The sequence below is a fragment of the Streptomyces griseoloalbus genome, from assembly GCA_014650015.1.
GTDB classification, from domain to species: Bacteria; Actinomycetota; Actinomycetes; order Streptomycetales; family Streptomycetaceae; genus Streptomyces; species Streptomyces griseoloalbus.
In genome coordinates, this window is sequence record BMUD01000013.1 from 40,353 (window position 1) to 56,386 (window position 16,034).

General features: G+C 72.0%; 14 protein-coding genes and 3 tRNA genes. 8 read left to right on the forward strand and 9 right to left on the reverse strand.

Annotation, left to right across the window (positions count from 1 at the left end; genetic code table 11):
• Position 1 precedes the first annotated feature (1 nt).
• The 5 genes from IE178_RS20290 to purS form a co-directional block, all read right to left on the reverse strand.
• Entirely contained in the window at positions 2–847 is an 846-nt protein-coding gene (locus IE178_RS20290) for a M23 family metallopeptidase (RefSeq protein WP_193513296.1), read from the reverse strand.
• Positions 848–878: 31 nt separating this feature from the next.
• Complete coding sequence (locus tag IE178_RS20295; protein WP_193513297.1) at positions 879–1,379, reverse strand: ArsR/SmtB family transcription factor; 501 nt, start codon at positions 1,377–1,379, stop codon at positions 879–881.
• 114 nt (positions 1,380–1,493) lie between these two features.
• The gene (gene purL, locus IE178_RS20300; protein ID WP_184764450.1) at positions 1,494–3,752 is read right to left on the reverse strand and encodes a phosphoribosylformylglycinamidine synthase subunit PurL; all 2,259 of its coding nucleotides are present in this window, start codon (positions 3,750–3,752) and stop codon (positions 1,494–1,496) included.
• The gene (gene purQ, locus IE178_RS20305) at positions 3,749–4,429 is read right to left on the reverse strand and encodes a phosphoribosylformylglycinamidine synthase subunit PurQ (RefSeq protein WP_193513298.1); all 681 of its coding nucleotides are present in this window, start codon (positions 4,427–4,429) and stop codon (positions 3,749–3,751) included. The genes purL and purQ overlap by 4 nt, the downstream gene beginning before the upstream one ends.
• Positions 4,426–4,689, reverse strand: coding sequence for a phosphoribosylformylglycinamidine synthase subunit PurS (gene purS, locus IE178_RS20310; protein WP_006133353.1), 264 nt, complete (start codon positions 4,687–4,689; stop codon positions 4,426–4,428). Before purS ends, purQ begins: the two co-directional genes overlap by 4 nt.
• 353 nt (positions 4,690–5,042) lie before the next feature.
• Between purS and IE178_RS20315 the strand changes: the two genes are divergently transcribed.
• From IE178_RS20315 to IE178_RS20350, 8 genes are all read left to right on the forward strand, one after another.
• Positions 5,043–5,360 carry a histone-like nucleoid-structuring protein Lsr2 gene (locus IE178_RS20315; protein WP_184764448.1) on the forward strand — a complete coding sequence of 106 codons (318 nt, stop codon included), beginning with the start codon at positions 5,043–5,045 and terminating at the stop codon, positions 5,358–5,360.
• A 181-nt stretch (positions 5,361–5,541) separates the two neighbouring features.
• Positions 5,542–5,613, forward strand: a tRNA-Gly gene (locus IE178_RS20320).
• Between the two features lie 80 nt (positions 5,614–5,693).
• Positions 5,694–5,766 (forward strand) — tRNA-Gly (locus IE178_RS20325).
• Positions 5,767–5,896: 130 nt separating this feature from the next.
• Positions 5,897–6,859, forward strand: a complete 963-nt coding sequence (locus IE178_RS20330) for an ABC transporter ATP-binding protein (protein WP_193513299.1) — start codon at positions 5,897–5,899, stop codon at positions 6,857–6,859.
• Positions 6,856–7,632 (forward strand): ABC transporter permease, encoded by a 777-nt coding sequence (locus IE178_RS20335; protein ID WP_184764446.1) that lies wholly within the window; start codon positions 6,856–6,858, stop codon positions 7,630–7,632. Before IE178_RS20330 ends, IE178_RS20335 begins: the two co-directional genes overlap by 4 nt.
• A gap of 29 nt (positions 7,633–7,661) precedes the next feature.
• Positions 7,662–8,972: a sensor histidine kinase gene (locus IE178_RS20340; protein ID WP_193513300.1), complete on the forward strand. Its 1,311-nt coding sequence runs from the start codon at positions 7,662–7,664 to the stop codon at positions 8,970–8,972.
• The gene (locus IE178_RS20345; RefSeq protein WP_193513301.1) at positions 8,969–9,589 is read left to right on the forward strand and encodes a response regulator transcription factor; all 621 of its coding nucleotides are present in this window, start codon (positions 8,969–8,971) and stop codon (positions 9,587–9,589) included. The genes IE178_RS20340 and IE178_RS20345 overlap by 4 nt, the downstream gene beginning before the upstream one ends.
• A gap of 23 nt (positions 9,590–9,612) precedes the next feature.
• Positions 9,613–9,685: transfer RNA gene (locus IE178_RS20350), tRNA-Gly, on the forward strand.
• 93 nt (positions 9,686–9,778) lie between these two features.
• On the opposite strand, the gene IE178_RS20355 is transcribed toward IE178_RS20350, so the two are convergent.
• The 4 genes from IE178_RS20355 to purD all read right to left on the reverse strand — a co-directional run bounded on the left by IE178_RS20355 (position 9,779) and on the right by purD (position 15,954).
• Complete coding sequence (locus IE178_RS20355; RefSeq protein ID WP_193513302.1) at positions 9,779–10,678, reverse strand: phosphoribosylaminoimidazolesuccinocarboxamide synthase; 900 nt, start codon at positions 10,676–10,678, stop codon at positions 9,779–9,781.
• Between the two features lie 95 nt (positions 10,679–10,773).
• Complete coding sequence (locus IE178_RS20360; protein ID WP_184764443.1) at positions 10,774–12,291, reverse strand: N,N-dimethylformamidase beta subunit family domain-containing protein; 1,518 nt, start codon at positions 12,289–12,291, stop codon at positions 10,774–10,776.
• Between the two features lie 255 nt (positions 12,292–12,546).
• Positions 12,547–14,409, reverse strand: a complete 1,863-nt coding sequence (locus tag IE178_RS20365; protein WP_193513303.1) for a hypothetical protein — start codon at positions 14,407–14,409, stop codon at positions 12,547–12,549.
• Between the two features lie 291 nt (positions 14,410–14,700).
• Complete coding sequence (purD, locus tag IE178_RS20370; protein WP_184764441.1) at positions 14,701–15,954, reverse strand: phosphoribosylamine--glycine ligase; 1,254 nt, start codon at positions 15,952–15,954, stop codon at positions 14,701–14,703.
• Positions 15,955–16,034: the final 80 nt, after the last annotated feature.

Below are 16,034 nucleotides of genomic sequence, written 5' to 3' on the forward strand. Positions count from 1 at the left end.
CCTAAGGCGTCACACGGGGGTGGCCGGCGCCGTATTCGGCTATGTCGAACGACTCGCCGTTGCGGGGGACGCCCAGGCCGCGCCAGGTGAACGGTATGCCGCGGGCGGTGTCCGGGTCGGGACCGTCCATCAGCTGGAAGTGCAGGTGGGGCTCGGTGGAGTTGCCGGAGTTGCCGCAGGCGGCGATCACGTCCCCGGCGCCCACCCGGTCGCCCTCGCGCACCGTGAGGGAGCCGCGCCGCAGATGGGCGTAGGCGGCGTAGGTGCCGTCGCCGAGGTCCAGCACCACGTGGTTGCCGAGGATCCGGCGGACTCCCGACATCTCGCGCACCGAGCCCTCGATCAGCATCAGGTACAGCAGGGCGGGCAGCGAGGTCCGGCTGAGGTGGTCGCGCTGCCGGTCGTCGGCGCTTACGACCCGGGCGTCGGCGACGGCTCGCAGTGGGGCACCGAACGCCGGGAAGGCGTCCGCGCGGCGGGCGAGCGGCCACAGCGCGGAGAAGCCCGGACGGGCACCCGGCTCGGGTTCGGCCAGGACATCGATGGCGTAGGTCTGGCCGTAGGCGTGCACCCCGTGGCTCGGGGTGCGGTCGGCCGGGCTGTTCAGCGCGGTCCAGCGGCCGGTGACGGGCGGGTCGACCTCGACCGGCTCACGGGCCGAGCCGGGGGCGTCCGGAGTACCGCCCCACCTGTTCACCGCGATGACGAGGGCGTAGGCCAGGGCCAGCGGCAGCAGGTTCCACCACCAGGCGTAGCCCCAGTCGAACGCGATGTGGGCGATCACCAGCCCGATGAAGCCGATCTGCAGACCGCGGAAGGCAGTCTGGGCGAGTTTGCGTGCGGACATGTTTCCCCCTTGTCCTCTGTGCCGGCGGTGGTCAGGGACGCGCCGCCGACAGCGTCACCAGCAGCGGTACGACCCGGCCGGGCGGAACCTCGTAGCGGCCCCGGCCCGTGGTGTGCAGCCAGCCGGCACCGGTGAGCTGGCGCAGGTGGTGGTAGATCTGGCCGGTCGTGCCGATCTCCTCCAGCTCCGCCAGTTCCGCCGCGGTGCGCCGGCCGCCGACTATCTCGCGGAGCAGCCGGAGCCGCACCGGATGGCCGAGCGCGGCGAGCGCCTCGGCGGCGTCCGGCCACTCGTAGGCCAGCAGCCCTTCGGTGAGCGCGCCGTGCTGCCACTCGTACTGCTCGCCGGTCGGCAGCCGGACCGCGCCGGTGAACAGCACGCCTCCGTCGGCGGCCCGCAGCTCGGCGAGCTGCTCCTTCAGCCCTTCGAGGGCCCAGAAGTCGCCCTCGCCGAGCCGGGGGGCGGCACGGTCGGCCGCCTCCAGTGCCGCCAGTCGGCGTTCGAGATCGGTCATGCGCTCTTCGAGTTCCACACCCACGAGATTACGTAACTACGTAATTCCGCACAAGAGCCTGTCGCCGACGACTTTCGGTACGCCGAAGCCCCCGCCCGGTCCGGGCGGGGGCTTCGTGCGGGAGGCGGAGGATCAGACCAGCAGTGCCGGGATCGTCGCCTCGTGGGTCTCGCGCAGTTCCGCCAGGGTGAGGGAGAACTCGCCCTGGAGCTCCACCGTGTCGCCGTCGACGACACCGACGCGGGTGGCCGGGAGGCCGCGCGCCCCGCACATGTCGTTGAAGCGGAGCTCCTCCGAGCGCGGTACGGCCACGATCGCGCGGCCGGCCGACTCCGAGAAGAGGAAGGTGAACGCGTCCAGGCCGTCCGGGACGACCAGACGCGCGCCCTTGCCGCCGAGCAGCGCCGACTCGACGACCGCCTGGATCAGACCGCCGTCGGACAGGTCGTGCGCGGAGTCGATCATGCCGTCGCGGGAGGCGGAGATCAGGATCTCGGCCAGCAGGCGTTCCCGCTCCAGGTCGACCTTCGGGGGCAGGCCGCCCAGGTGGTCGTGGACGACCTGGGACCAGGCCGAGCCGCCGAACTCCTCACGGGTGTCGCCGAGGAGGTACAGCAGCTGGCCCTCCTCCTGGAAGGCGACCGGGGTGCGGCGGGCCACATCGTCGATGACGCCGAGCACGGCCACCACCGGGGTGGGGTGGATGGCCGCCTCGCCGGTCTGGTTGTAGAGGGAGACGTTGCCGCCGGTCACCGGGGTGCCGAGCTGCCGGCAGCCGTCCGCCAGACCGCGTACGGCCTCCGCGAACTGCCACATCACCGCCGGGTCCTCCGGCGAGCCGAAGTTCAGGCAGTCGGAGACCGCGAGGGGTTTGGCGCCGGTCGTCGCCACGTTCCGGTACGCCTCCGCGAGGGCCAGCTGCGCGCCCGTGTACGGGTCGAGCTTGGCGTAGCGGCCGTTGCCGTCGGTGGCGATCGCGACGCCGAGGCCGGACGCCTCGTCGATGCGGATCATGCCGGAGTCCTCGGGCTGGGCGAGGACGGTGTTGCCCTGCACGAAGTGGTCGTACTGCTGGGTGATCCACTGCTTGGACGCCTGGTTGGGCGAGCCCACCAGCTTCAGGACCTGGTCCTTCAGGTCCTGGGACGTCTGCGGGCGGGGCAGCTTGTTCGCGTCGTCCGCCTGGAGTTCGTCCTGCCAGGACGGGCGGGCGTACGGGCGCTCGTACGTCGGGCCCTCGTGGGCGACCGTGCGCGGGTCGACGTCGACGATCTTGCCGCCGTGCCAGTAGATCTCCAGGCGGTCGCCGTCGGTCACCTCGCCGATGACGGTGGCGATGACGTCCCACTTGTCGCAGATCTCGAGGAAGCGGTCGACCTTGTCGGGCTCGACGACCGCGCACATGCGTTCCTGGGACTCGCTCATGAGGATTTCCTCGGGCGAGAGCGTGGAGTCGCGCAGCGGGACGTCGTCCAGGGTGACGCGCATGCCGCCGGAGCCGTTGGAGGCCAGCTCGCTGGTCGCGCAGGACAGGCCCGCGGCTCCCAGGTCCTGGATGCCGACGACCAGCTTCTCCTTGAACGCCTCCAGGGTGCACTCGATGAGGAGCTTCTCCTGGAAGGGGTCGCCGACCTGGACGGCGGGGCGCTTGGACGGCTTGGCGTCGTCGAAGGTCTCGGAGGCCAGGATCGAGGCGCCGCCGATGCCGTCGCCGCCGGTCCGGGCGCCGTACAGGATGACCTTGTTGCCCGGGCCGGACGCCTTGGCGAGGTGGATGTCCTCGTGCCGCATCACGCCGATGGCACCGGCGTTGACCAGGGGGTTGCCCTGGTAGCAGGCGTCGAAGACGACCTCGCCGCCGATGTTGGGCAGGCCCAGGCAGTTGCCGTAGCCGCCGATGCCGGCGACGACACCCGGCAGGACGCGCTTGGTGTCGGGGTGGTCCGCGGCGCCGAAGCGCAGGGGGTCCACGACGGCGACCGGGCGGGCGCCCATCGCGATGATGTCGCGGACGATGCCGCCCACGCCCGTGGCCGCGCCCTGGTAGGGCTCGACGTACGACGGGTGGTTGTGCGACTCGACCTTGAAGGTGACCGCGTAGCCCTGGCCGACGTCGACGACACCGGCGTTCTCGCCGATGCCGACGAGCAGGGCGTCGGACTCGGGGGCCTTCTCGCCGAACTGGCGGAGGTGGACCTTGGAGGACTTGTACGAGCAGTGCTCGGACCACATCACCGAGTACATGGCGAGCTCGGCGCCGGTCGGGCGGCGGCCGAGGATCTCCACCACCCGCTCGTACTCGTCCTTCTTCAGGCCCAGCTCGGCCCAGGGCAGCTCGACGTCGGGGGTCGCGGCCGCGTGCTCGACCGTGTCCAGAGGCGTCCGGCTCATGCGTTGACCAGCTTCTTGAGGATCGACGTGAAGAACGGCAGGCCGTCGGTACGGCCCGTGCCGATCAGCGGCTCGACGGCGTGCTCGGGGTGCGGCATCAGACCGACGACGTTGCCCGCCGCGTTGGTGATGCCGGCGATGTCGTTGAGCGAGCCGTTGGGGTTGAAGTCCATGTAGCGGAAGGCGACCCGGCCCTCGGCCTCCAGCTCGTCCAGCGTGCGCCGGTCGGCGACGTAGCGGCCGTCCATGTTCTTCAGCGGGATGTGGATCTCCTGGCCGGCCGTGTAGTCGGTGGTCCAGGCGGTGTCCGCGTTCTCCACCCGCAGCTTCTGGTCGCGGCAGATGAAGTGCAGATGATCGTTGCCCAGCATGCCGCCGGGGAGCAGGTGCGCCTCGGTGAGGATCTGGAAGCCGTTGCAGATGCCGAGCACCGGCAGGCCGGCCTTGGCCTGGTCGATGACGGAGTCCATCACCGGCGAGAAGCGCGCGATGGCACCGGCGCGCAGATAGTCGCCGTACGAGAAACCACCGCAGAGCACCACGGCGTCGACCTGCTTGAGGTCCTTGTCCTTGTGCCAGAGGGCGACGGGTTCGGCGCCGGCGACGCGGATCGCGCGCTGCGTGTCCCGGTCGTCCAGGCTGCCCGGGAAAGTGACTACGCCAATACGAGCGGTCACTTCGCGGCCTCCGCGACTTCCTCGACCCTGACGGTGAAGTCCTCGATCACGGTGTTGGCGAGGAAGGATTCCGCAAGATCATGGATACGGGCGAGCGCGGCCTCGTCGACCGGCCCGTCAACTTCCAGTTCGAATCGCTTTCCCTGGCGGACGTCCGAGATCCCCTCGAAACCCAGTCGCGGCAGTGCGCGCTGCACCGCCTGGCCCTGGGGGTCGAGGATCTCCGGCTTGAGCATGACGTCGACTACGACGCGTGCCACTGGCACTCCCGGTGTGTGGTGCTGAGCAGGTTCCTTCAGACTACCCGCACAAAATTTCTACGCGGGTAGAGTTGTAGGAATCTACGTGACCCCCATCACGATTCGGCATCGCAGGGAGACGCCAGGGAAAAGATCCGGGAAAGATCCACGTTCACTCGCTCATCTCTATTGCGCCACAGACACGCGGACAGATTTAGTCGGGCTTCACATTGCATTGCCGGGCACTGTACAAATGAATTGTCATTAGCAGATACTTTGCCCGATTACAGGCGAACAGCCGACATCTCGGCGACGTACCGGCACGTCATCACGGACGTACGGACGAGAGGTGTCGCACGAAGGGACCGATATTCGTGGCGCAGAAGGTCGTGGTCACTCTCTTTGACGACATCGACGGCTCGGAAGCGGCGGAAACGATCGCCTTCGGACTCGACGGCAAGTCGTACGAGATCGACCTCAATGAAGCCAACGCCAGGAAACTGCGGAAGGCGCTCGCGCCCTACGTGGACGCCGGCCGCAAGCGGTCGCGCTCCGGCAAGGCGTACCGGCAGACGGAGGTCGCCCCCGACCCGGCGGCCGTGCGCGCCTGGGCGCAGGCGAACCGGATGGACGTCCCCGCGCGGGGACGCATCCCCAAGAAGGTCTACGAGGCGTTCACCGCGGCGCAGTGAGCCGGTCGGGTGACCGGAACCGCGCCGGTCGGGTGACCGGAACCGGGCGGGGCGGGTGGCCCGTCCGACGGCCGGTCACCCACCCCTCGCGGCAACCGACTTGCGCAGCACCCCCGCTGATCAGCTAGAGTCTGGAGCACGCCGAGGGGCAAGGCCGAAAGGCCCGGCTCACGGAGTACATGCGGGTGTAGTTCAGTAGTAGAACATCCCCCTTCCAGGGGGAAGGCGCAGTGTGCAATTCCTGTCACCCGCTCTGCATCGCCGTACCGACCACTGTGGTGGATCAGGTAGGCTGGTGCCCGCGCCGATCGGTGAGAGCCGGTCGGAGGCAATGCGGACGTAGCTCAGTTGGTAGAGCGCAACCTTGCCAAGGTTGAGGTCGCGAGTTCGAGCCTCGTCGTCCGCTCAGGGTCAAGGCCCCGGTCATCGACCGGGGCCTTTGTCGTGCCCTTCACCCGTGCCCGTCTGACATTTGTCATGTGCGGTGATGACAGCACGCACTGCCCGAGCCCCCCGGCCACCGGAATGCTTCAAGCATGGAAGCGAACGAACACGAACACGTGATTGAGGTCACCGACCTGCGACGTGTCTACGGGGGCGGGTTCGAAGCGGTGCGCGGGATCGACTTCTCCGTGCGGCGCGGGGAGATCTTCGCCCTGCTGGGCACCAACGGCGCCGGCAAGACCTCCACCGTCGAACTGCTGGAAGGGCTCGCCGCCCCGGCCGGCGGACGGATCCGGGTCCTCGGGCACGACCCGTACACCGACCGGGCCGCCGTACGGCCCCGCACCGGAGTGATGCTGCAGGAAGGGGGATTCCCCTCCGAACTGACCGTTGCCGAGACCGCGCGGATGTGGGCGGGGTGCGTCAGCGGGGCCCGCCCGGAGCGGGAGGTACTGGCGCTGGTCGGGCTGGAGACGAAGGCCGGCGTCCGGGTGAAGCAGCTGTCCGGGGGCCAGCGGCGCCGCCTGGACCTGGCGCTCGCCCTGCTCGGCGACCCCGAGGTCCTCTTCCTCGACGAACCCACCACCGGACTCGACGCCGAAGGCCGCCGCGACACCTGGGAGTTGGTGAGCGCCCTGCGCGACGGCGGTACGACCGTGCTCCTCACCACGCACTACCTGGAAGAGGCCGAGAACCTCGCCGACCGGCTCGCGATCATGCACGAGGGCCGTATCGCGACCACCGGCACCCCGGCCGAGGTGACCGCCTCCGAACCGTCCCGCATCACCTTCGAGCTGCCCCGGGGCTACTTCGTGGGCGACCTGCCGCCGCTCGCCGAACTCGGCGTGAGCGAGCACGAGGTGGACGGACGGACGGTCCGGCTGCGCACCCGCGACCTGCAGCGGGCCGCCACCGGACTGCTGGTCTGGGCCGAACGCGCCGGGGTCGAGCTGCGCCGCCTGGACGTGCGGTCGGCGTCCCTGGAGGAGGCGTTCCTCGGCATCGCCAAGGGAGCATCGACCAGGACCCCCGCGACGAAGGAGTACGCGGCATGAGCACGACCGTGACCACCCCGACGAGCCGGATGACCGCGCTCGCCCGCGCCGAGCTGACGCTGCTGGGGCGGAGCAAGGGCACCCTCGTCGCCGCCCTGTTCGTGCCGCTGGTGCTGCCGCTCAGCGTGCGGTCGGCGGCCGAGGAGATGGACCTCGCCGAGGCCGGACTGACCCCCGGCACCGTCGTCCTGCCGGCCGCCGTCGGCTTCTCCCTGCTCTTCGCCGTGTACTCCGCCCTCGTCGGCGTCTTCGTCGTCCGCCGCGAGGAGCTCGTCCTCAAGCGGCTGCGCACGGGCGAGCTGCGGGACGGCGAGATCCTCGGCGGGTCGGCGCTGCCGGCCGCCCTCATCGGGCTCGCGCAGTGCCTGCTGCTGGCGGCGGGCTGCTCCGTGCTCCTCGACCTGTCCGCGCCGTCCGCGCCGCATTGGGCCGTCCTCGGCCTGCTGTTGGGACTCGTGATGTGCGCCGCGCTCGCGGCGGTCACCGCGAGCTTCACCCGCACCGGCGAGAGCGCGCAGGTCACACCGATGCCGCTGATGATCGTCTCGATGATCGGCTCCGGCATGTTCGTCCCCCTGGAGCTGCTCCCCGACCGGCTGGCCTCCGTGTGCGAGGTGCTGCCGCTGACCCCGGTGGTCACCCTGGTGCGCGGCGGCTGGACCGGCGACCTGGGGGCGTCCGAGGCGCTGGGCGCCGTGGCCACGGCGGTGGCCTGGACCCTGCTCTCGGTGTTTGCTGTACAGCGGTGGTTCCGCTGGGAGCCGAGGCGCTGACCTACGTGAGGGCAGGGGGACGCGGGACGATGAGCAGGCCGGGCGGCTGGTGGGGGCGCAGGAGCAGGAGCAGGCCGGGCGGCTGGTGGGGGCGCAAGAGCACCCCGGCCAAGGTCGAGACGTACACGCGGTGGTCGTTCCACCTGATCGCGCTGATCGAGCTCGTGGCGGCCTCCGGGCCGGTGATCGGGGAGGTGGGGCTGCGGCTGGCGGTTCCGCTGCTGCTCATGGCGGCAGCGCACAGCGTGTTCTGCGCCGTGACCGCCTCGCACGCCGTGGACTGGCTGCGCGGGCAACGCGAACAGCCGGTCCGGACGCTGTGGGTGTTCGGCGCCGCCACCGCGGTGGTGGCCGTCATCTCGCTCGCCATCGCCGAGCACGGGCCGGCCGGCGAGGAGGCCGACGGGGCGGCCGGTGCGCTCTTCACGATCGTGACGGCCTTCGGCGCCGGCGTGGTCGCCCTCGGCGTCCGCGGCCGGCGGCGGGTGTTCACCACCGTCGCGGGATTCGCGCTGGGCTCGGGAGCCCTGTCCCTCCTCCTCGGCCTGCCCGTTCTCGTCGCCCCGGTCATCGCGCTGGTCGTGCTGACCTGCGGCGGGTTCTTCGCCTTCACCTCCCTGTTCTCCGTCTGGCTGCTCAACGCCGTCTACGAACTGGACGAGGCCCGCGAGACCCGTGCGCGGCTCGCCGTCGCGGAGGAACGGCTCAGGTTCGGACGGGATCTGCACGACGTGATGGGGCGCAACCTCGCCGTCATCGCGCTGAAGAGCGAGCTGGCCGTCCAGCTCGCCCAGCGGGAACGGCCGGAGGCCGTGACCGAGATGATCGAGGTGCAGCGCCTCGCCCACGAGGCGCAGCGCGAGGTGCGCGAGGTGGTGCGCGGCTACCGGGAGGCCGACCTGTCCGGTGAACTCGCGGGCGCGCAGGGCGTGCTGACCGCCGCCGGCATCGACTGCACCGTCACCGGCCCGGTGACCGGGTTTCCCGCGCCGGTGCAGTCCGCGCTCGGCTGGGTGGTGCGGGAGGCCGCCACGAACGTGCTGCGGCACGGGGACGCACGGCGGTGCACGATGACGCTGGGAGTGCGGGAGGGGCGTGTGGTGCTGACGGTGGAGAACGACGGGGTGCCGCGGACCGACGGTCCGGGACGGGGGTCCGGACTCGTCGGGCTGCGCGAGCGGCTGGCCGAGATCGGGGGCACGCTGCGGGCCGGTCCCGTCGGCGACGGGTCGTTCCTGCTGACCGTCGAGGTCCCGTTGCCCGCGCATCCCGGGGAGGCTCCCCCGGCGGCGTTCACCGCCCTGCACCCCCCGCGTCCCGTGAGTGAGGCCACACCATGACGACACCCCCGCCCGTGCGGCTGCTGCTGGCCGACGACGAGCACCTGATCCGGGGCGCGCTCGCCGCGCTGCTGTCGCTCGAGGACGATCTGACCGTCGTCGCCGAGGCGGCCTCCGGTCCCGAGGCGCTGGCGATGGCACGGGCGCACGCCCCCGATGTCGCCGTACTCGATCTGCAGATGCCCGGCGCGGACGGTGTGAAGGTCGCCACATCCTTGCGGGCGGAACTGCCCGGCTGCCGGGTGCTCATCGTGACCAGTCACGGGCGGCCCGGGCATCTGAAGCGGGCGCTCGCGGCGGGTGTGCGCGGGTTCGTCCCCAAGACCGTCAGCGCCCAGCGCCTCGCGGAGATCATCCGCACCGTGCACGAGGGAAACCGTTACGTCGACCCCGAGTTGGCCGCCGACGCGATCGCCTCCGGCGACTCCCCGCTGACCGCGCGCGAGGCGGAGGTGCTGGAGCTCGCGGTCGACGGGGCGCCCGTGGCCGAGATCGCGGAGCGGGCCGCGCTGTCCCAGGGGACCGTGCGGAACTACCTCTCCTCGGCCGTCTCCAAGCTCGGGGCGGAAAACCGGCACGCGGCGGTGCGCCTCGCACGCGAACGAGGTTGGGTATAGTTGGCCTCGCGCCACGGCGCAACGCGGACGTAGCTCAGTTGGTAGAGCGCAACCTTGCCAAGGTTGAGGTCGCGAGTTCGAGCCTCGTCGTCCGCTCAGGATCAAGGCCCCGGTCATCGACCGGGGCCTTTGTCGTGCCCGGCGGCTGTCGTGGGCCCGGCCGGCTCACCGGGCCCAGCGGTCGTGCGTTCAGTTCCAGGCGGTGCCGGTCAGGCGCTCGTACGCCTCCACGTACTTGGCCCGGGTCGCGTCCACGACCTGCTGCGGCAGCGGCGGCGGGGGCTGCTCGCTCTTCCGGTCCCAGCCCGACTCGGCCGAGGTCAGCCAGTCCCTCACGAACTGCTTGTCGTACGACGCCTGCGCCCGGCCCGGCTCCCACTGTTCGGCCGGCCAGAAGCGGGACGAGTCCGGGGTGAGCACCTCGTCCGCGATGACCAGGCCCTCACCGTCGAAGCCGAACTCGAACTTGGTGTCGGCGAGGAGGATGCCCCGGTCGCGGGCGATGTCGCGGGCCCGGGAGTAGGCGGCGAGGGTGGCCTGGCGCAGCTGGGCCGCCGTCTCCGCGCCGACCTGGCGGGCGACCTCCTCGTAGGAGACGTTCTCGTCGTGCTCGCCGACGGCGGCCTTGGTGGCCGGGGTGAAGATCGGGGCGGGCAGTTCCGAGCCGTCCACCAGGCCCTCGGGGAGGGCGAGGCCGCAGACCGTACGGGACTCGTTGTACTCGGTCAGCCCGGAGCCGGTGAGGTAGCCGCGGGCCACGCACTCGACGGGGACCATGTTCAGGGACTTGCAGACCAGCGTGCGGCCCGCCCAGTCGGCGGGGGCGCCGGCCGGGAGTTCGGTGCTCAGGACGTGGTTGGGGAGCAGGTCGGCCAGCTGGTCGAACCACCACAGGGAGAGCTGGGTGAGGACCCGGCCCTTGTCGGGGATCTCGGTCGGCAGCACCCAGTCGTAGGCGGAGATGCGGTCACTGGCGACCATCACGAGGTCGCCCGCCTCGTTCCGGTACAGCTCGCGCACCTTTCCGGTGTGCAGATGCACCAGACCCGGAACCTGGATGGGCTCGGGCTTTTCGACGAATCCGGACACGGTTCCTCCCCGTGGTGATGTCCAATGGCTCGATTCTCCCTTATGGGGCGAACGGTCTCGGCCAGGGGTGTCGGTAGGGGTGGGCGGCCCTGCGGTCAGTCGCGTTTGCAGATGCGGTCCAGGAGGTTGGCCGTGGCGCGCTGGATCCTCGGGTCGACATGGCCCGGGCGGTCCAGCGCCGGGGACCAGGCGAAGGTGCCGGAGGCGAAGACCCACGCCCCGGAGGGCGCCCGGTACAGGGAGGTCTCCTGGTGGCGCCGGGCGCCGTCCCGGTCGGTGTACGGCGAGTGGGCGAGCAGGACGCGTTCCTCGTGCTCGGGCAGCGGGGTGCGCGGGTAGTAGCGGTCGGCCTCGCCCGCGACCATTGCCTCTATGCCGTCGCCCTCGTGGGCGCCGGTCGCCTCCCACATCCAGTGGCCGGCGTTGCGGACGATCAGCGGATGCGGTTCCGGCACGGGACCGGCGTACTGGATGCCCAGCAGGTGCTGCTCCGCGCGGTCGATCTCCCGCCACAGCACCGCTTTGCCCGGGCCGCGGCGTTTGCGGCAGGTCAGCAGGCGGTCGGGGCCGGACGGGGACGGGGCCAGTTCGACCTGCCAGTACAGGGTGTTGGCGGAGAGGAAGACCAGGGACGTGCCGTGCTCGCGGGCGCGTTCCACGGCGGTGCGCATGGGCCGCGACCAGTACTCGTCGTGGCCGGGGAAGATCAGGCCCCGGTAGCGGGTGGGGTCGACCCGGCCGGCGTGCAGGTCGCGCGCGTCGGCGTAGGCGAGGTCGTAGCCGTAGCGCTCGGCCCAGCGGATGACGTCGTAGGCGTGACCGACGTGCAGCGGGAGGCCGGCGCCCGCGTACGGGCGGTCGAAGGAGACGGTGGTGGCGGCGTCGGCCTCGCCGAGCAGCCGGCCCTTCTCGTCCCAGGCGTGGTAGAGGCTCGCGCCGGTGCGGCCGTCCTCGGGGTAGAGGTTGTACGCCTGCCAGGTGACGTCGGGCAGGACGAGGAGGAGGTCCGCCGGGCGGTCGTCCCGGACGGTGAACGGGATGTGCGAGCGGTAGCCGTCGGCCGTGGTGAGGACGGCCACATACGCGCCGACGCTCCAGTACGACGGGATCGGTAACCGCCAGGACAGCCACCAGTGGTGGCAGGAGACGGTGCGGTCGGCGGTGAGCGGCGCGGGCTGCACGATGCCGGAGAGGCGGGGGCTTGAGGTGATCTTCGTGGCGCCGTGGCCGCTGTAGTGGCCGATGCGGTAGACATCGACGTCGAATTCCTGGGGCGGGTCGACGGTGACGTGGAAGTCGATGGCCTCACCGGGGGCGACGGCGCCGGTGGAGGCGAAGCCCTTGATCTGGCGGTGCACGTCGTCCGCCGCGCGGGGTCCGCCCAAGGAGCGGGGGGCGGGCCGCCCGGGGCCGCGCTGCCTCGGGAGGCGGGCGGCGGCTCGTTCCGGGTACGGGTCCGGGTCCGCGTCCACGTACCAGGGGACGACCTGCCCGGTGTCGCCGAAGTAGGTCTCGCTGCCGCGCAGCCACGGGAGAGGGCCCTGCCCGAAGGGATCGTTCACGGCGTGCGCCAGTGCTCCCGACTCCCAGCGGCGGATCTGCTCCGAACCCATGATCGCTCCCCTCCCTCTCGCCCCCGTCGCGGTGCGGTGCGTGGTGCTGTTCGGCAGTCGCCTGGCGGGTGATGCCTGCCGCCAGTTATGTGCTTGTCGTATGTCGCGAGCTCTTGCCAGTGAGCGCGAACGGTCCAAGCACATCACATTTGACACCCAGTCCGTCACCGTTCGTTTTGAATTGACCGAAAACGGAAGGTTGAGCTCCGGGCAGGGGGAGTCGAGGCAGGGAGGAAGGGGTGCGTGGGCGTCAGCTCAGACGAGCCGTACCGGCTTTTCGGGGCGTATGCCCTGCCGGGTCAGCCACAGATGGAGGGCCGAGGGGTCGCCGTCCTCGATCAGGTCGAGGACCTGGGGGGACAGGTCCGCGGCGCGCACACCGCCCAGGACGAGGGTCGGGCCGTCGAGCCAGTCGAGCCCGGGGGCGGCGCCCACGGTGTCCATCGCCGCACAGCAGACCATCGCCGTGATGTGGTCGGCGAGCAGCTCACGGGCGGTGCGCGGGGGCTGGAGCGGGAAGAGGGGGAGCGCGCGGTCGTCCCCGAGGGGGGCCGGGTCGGGGGCGCCGGGGAGCGCGGCGTCCTCCGGGCCGGTGGCGGCGGAGGTCGCGGCCGGGGCTGCCGCCCCCTCGCGAGCCAGCTCGGCACTCAGCCGGGCGGCCAGAGCGGCACTGCGGGCGGTGGTGCCGGTCAGGTCCTCGTCGTCCTGGGTGGGGTCCGTGGCCGGCGCGGTGGGTGCGTCAAGGCCCGTGGGCCGGGCGGGTGCCGTGGGCGCGGTGGGCTCCGTGGAGGGGACGGGCGCCATGGACGGGAGCGGTTCCGCGGGTGCCGGTGGGGTCGTCAGGTGGGCGAGGACCCGGGTGAGGGTGGGGGCGTCGGGGGCCGGGGGCTCACCGGGGGTGGGCGGTACGTGGAGGGCGTCCAGGACGCGGTGGAGGCGGGCGGCGTCGGTGCGCCACTTGCGGTCGACGACCGCCTCCGGATAGTCGTCCCAGTGGACCGGTGACCAGGCCGGGCCGGTCTTGGCGGGACCGCCGTGGAAGAGGCGGGCGGCGAGCAGGGAGGTCGCCTCGTCCACCGCGCCGGGTTCTTCGAGCAGGTCACAGGCGGGGCGCTCGCCGAGGCGGGAGGCGAAGCCCTCCGCCAGCCGGTCCCGGCGGGACAGCTCGGTGAGCGCGGCCACCACTCCGGCGTTGAGCCGCGAGGGCCAGCGGCCCATCCGCCAGGCGGGCAGCGCGACCCGGGTGAGCAGCCGGTCCCAGCCCGCGTACGCCAGGCCCACCTGCTCCTGGGCGACGATCCGCAGCCCGTAGTCCACGACCTGGGCACGCTCGGCCGCCGCGGCGGCGACCCCTCGCTCCATCTCGGCGGCGTGGCCCCGGCACCCGCGCAGCAGCAGACGGGCGGCCCAGCCGACGCCCGCGAGCACCCCACGGAACACCGGCCCGCGGCGGGACTCCGCGGTCACGGCCACCGCGGCGTCCAGACCCCTCACGAAACGCCGGGCGGCGGCTATGTCCGGGTGGGCCGACGGTCCCGTACCGGCGACGACCGGGGCGAGCACCGCGCGCAGCTCGCCCACCCGCATCCACCACAGGAACGGGGAGCCGATCACCAGCACCGGCGCGGCGCCGGTCCTGACGCGCGAAGGCCGGCCCGCGCCCGCTATGTCGTCGTGCTCCTCGGCCGGCGGGGGGCCGTGGGCCGGGTGGGTACGGTCCTCCAGCCAGCTGTCGCAGTCGGGCGTGAGCGCTATGGCGGACGGGGCGGGAACGCCCAGGCGGTCGGCGAGGTCGCGCACCATCCGGTACAGGTCCGGGGCCGCCTCCTCGGCGATCGGGACCGTCGGGCTCATGGCGGGCCGGGCCCGGACGACGACCAGGGCGACCGCGGCGCCGAGGAGCAGAACGAGCACCGCGAGCGGTGTGAGGATCCGGCGGACCAGGTCCCAGCCGGTGCCCGGCAGATGGCCGGTGGAGCCGCCCACGAGCAGGACCACGGCGACGGCGGCCGGCAGCAGCGCGACGGCCAGCGCCCGGCTGCGGATGCGCAGCACGGCCAGCGCACGTGATCGCGCGGCCTGCGCGCCCGCCTCCGCTCCCAGTCCGCTTCCGCTCATGGCCCGACCTCACCCCCTCCCGGCGGTCCTGACGCTGTCCTGGCGTTGTCCACTCCCCCACTGTGGCACCCGCCACTGACATCGCAATGCCGATGGGCCAAGTGCCGGAACGCTTGCGCGGCACCCTAGTTGGGGCTCCGGGTCTCGTCAGCCGGATGGGGCATCGCTCACTCGATGGAATGGCTTTGGGGAGAGGTGGATGACGGACGGCAAGGGTCAGGCCCCGGATCCTGAGACGGATCCGGGGCCTGCGGGGTTCACTGGCGCCGGGAAGCGGACCGGCCCGTCCGGTCAGGCGTCCTCGGCCGCCTTCGCCGCGATGTCGGTGCGGTGCTGGGAGCCGTCGAGGCCGATGCGGGAGACCGCGCGGTAGGCGCGGTCGCGGGCCTCGGTGAGGTCCTTGCCGGTCGCCGTGACGGACAGCACCCGCCCGCCCGCGCTGACGACCGCCTCGCCGTCGCGCTTCGTCCCGGCGTGCAGCACGTACGCGTGCGGGGCGTCGTGCGCGGCGACCTCGTCCAGGCCGGTGATCGGGTCGCCGGTGCGCGGGGTGCCGGGGTAGTTGTGCGAGGCGACGACCACGGTGACCGCGGCCTCGTCGCTCCAGCGCATCGGCTCCAGGTGGGCGAGGTTGCCGGTGGCGGCGGCCATCAGCACGCCGGCCAGCGGGGTCCTCAGCCGGGCCAGGACCACCTGGGTCTCGGGGTCGCCGAACCGGGCGTTGAACTCGATCACGCGGACACCGCGCGAGGTGATCGCGAGTCCGGCGTAGAGCAGTCCGGAGAACGGGGTGCCGCGGCGCCGCATCTCGTCCACGGTCGGCTGGAGGACGGTCTCCATGACCTCGTCGACCAGCTTCGGATCGGCCCACGGAAGCGGGGAGTACGCGCCCATGCCGCCGGTGTTCGGGCCCTCGTCGCCGTCCAGCGCGCGCTTGAAGTCCTGGGCGGGCTGGAGGGGGACGACCGTCTCGCCGTCGGTGATGGCGAAGAGGGAGACCTCGGGGCCGTCGAGGAACTCCTCGATGACCACCCGCTCACAGGCACCGGCGTGCGCGCGGGCCGCCTCGATGTCGTCGGTGACGACGACGCCCTTGCCGGCGGCGAGCCCGTCGTCCTTGACGACGTACGGAGGGCCGAACGCCTTGAGGGCCGCGTCGGCCTCCTCGGACGTCGTGCAGACGTAACTGCGGGCGGTGGGCACCCCGGCCCCCGCCATGACGTCCTTCGCGAAGGCCTTGGAGCCCTCGAGCTGCGCTGCCTCCTTGGAGGGGCCGAAGACCGCGATGCCCGCGTCGCGTACGGCGTCGGCGACACCGGCGACGAGGGGCGCCTCCGGGCCGACCACCACGAGGTCCACGCCGAGCCGCGCGGCCAGCGCGGACACGGCCGCGCCGTCGAGGGCGTCGACCTGGTGCAGCTCGGCGACCTCGGCGATGCCGGCGTTGCCGGGCGCGCAGTGCAGCGCGGTGACATCGGGGTCGAGGGACAGGGAGTGGCACAGGGCGTGTTCGCGGGCGCCGCTGCCGATGACGAGGACCTTCACGGGGGTCAGCCTAACGGGAAGCGGCGCCTTCGCTTTGTGCGGGCTTCCGAAGGGGTGGCGGGAGGTGTTTTGTGGGTTCC

Coding starts and splice junctions, on each gene's coding strand:
- IE178_RS20330 (WP_193513299.1), top strand. CDS start 5,897: ATGGAAGCGAACGAACACGAACACGTGATTGAGGTCACCGACCTGCGA.
- IE178_RS20340 (WP_193513300.1), top strand. CDS start 7,662: ATGAGCAGGCCGGGCGGCTGGTGGGGGCGCAGGAGCAGGAGCAGGCCG.
- IE178_RS20290 (WP_193513296.1), bottom strand. CDS start 847: ATGTCCGCACGCAAACTCGCCCAGACTGCCTTCCGCGGTCTGCAGATC.
- IE178_RS20345 (WP_193513301.1), top strand. CDS start 8,969: ATGACGACACCCCCGCCCGTGCGGCTGCTGCTGGCCGACGACGAGCAC.
- IE178_RS20360 (WP_184764443.1), bottom strand. CDS start 12,291: ATGGGTTCGGAGCAGATCCGCCGCTGGGAGTCGGGAGCACTGGCGCAC.
- purL (WP_184764450.1), bottom strand. CDS start 3,752: ATGAGCCGGACGCCTCTGGACACGGTCGAGCACGCGGCCGCGACCCCC.
- IE178_RS20335 (WP_184764446.1), top strand. CDS start 6,856: ATGAGCACGACCGTGACCACCCCGACGAGCCGGATGACCGCGCTCGCC.
- IE178_RS20365 (WP_193513303.1), bottom strand. CDS start 14,409: ATGAGCGGAAGCGGACTGGGAGCGGAGGCGGGCGCGCAGGCCGCGCGA.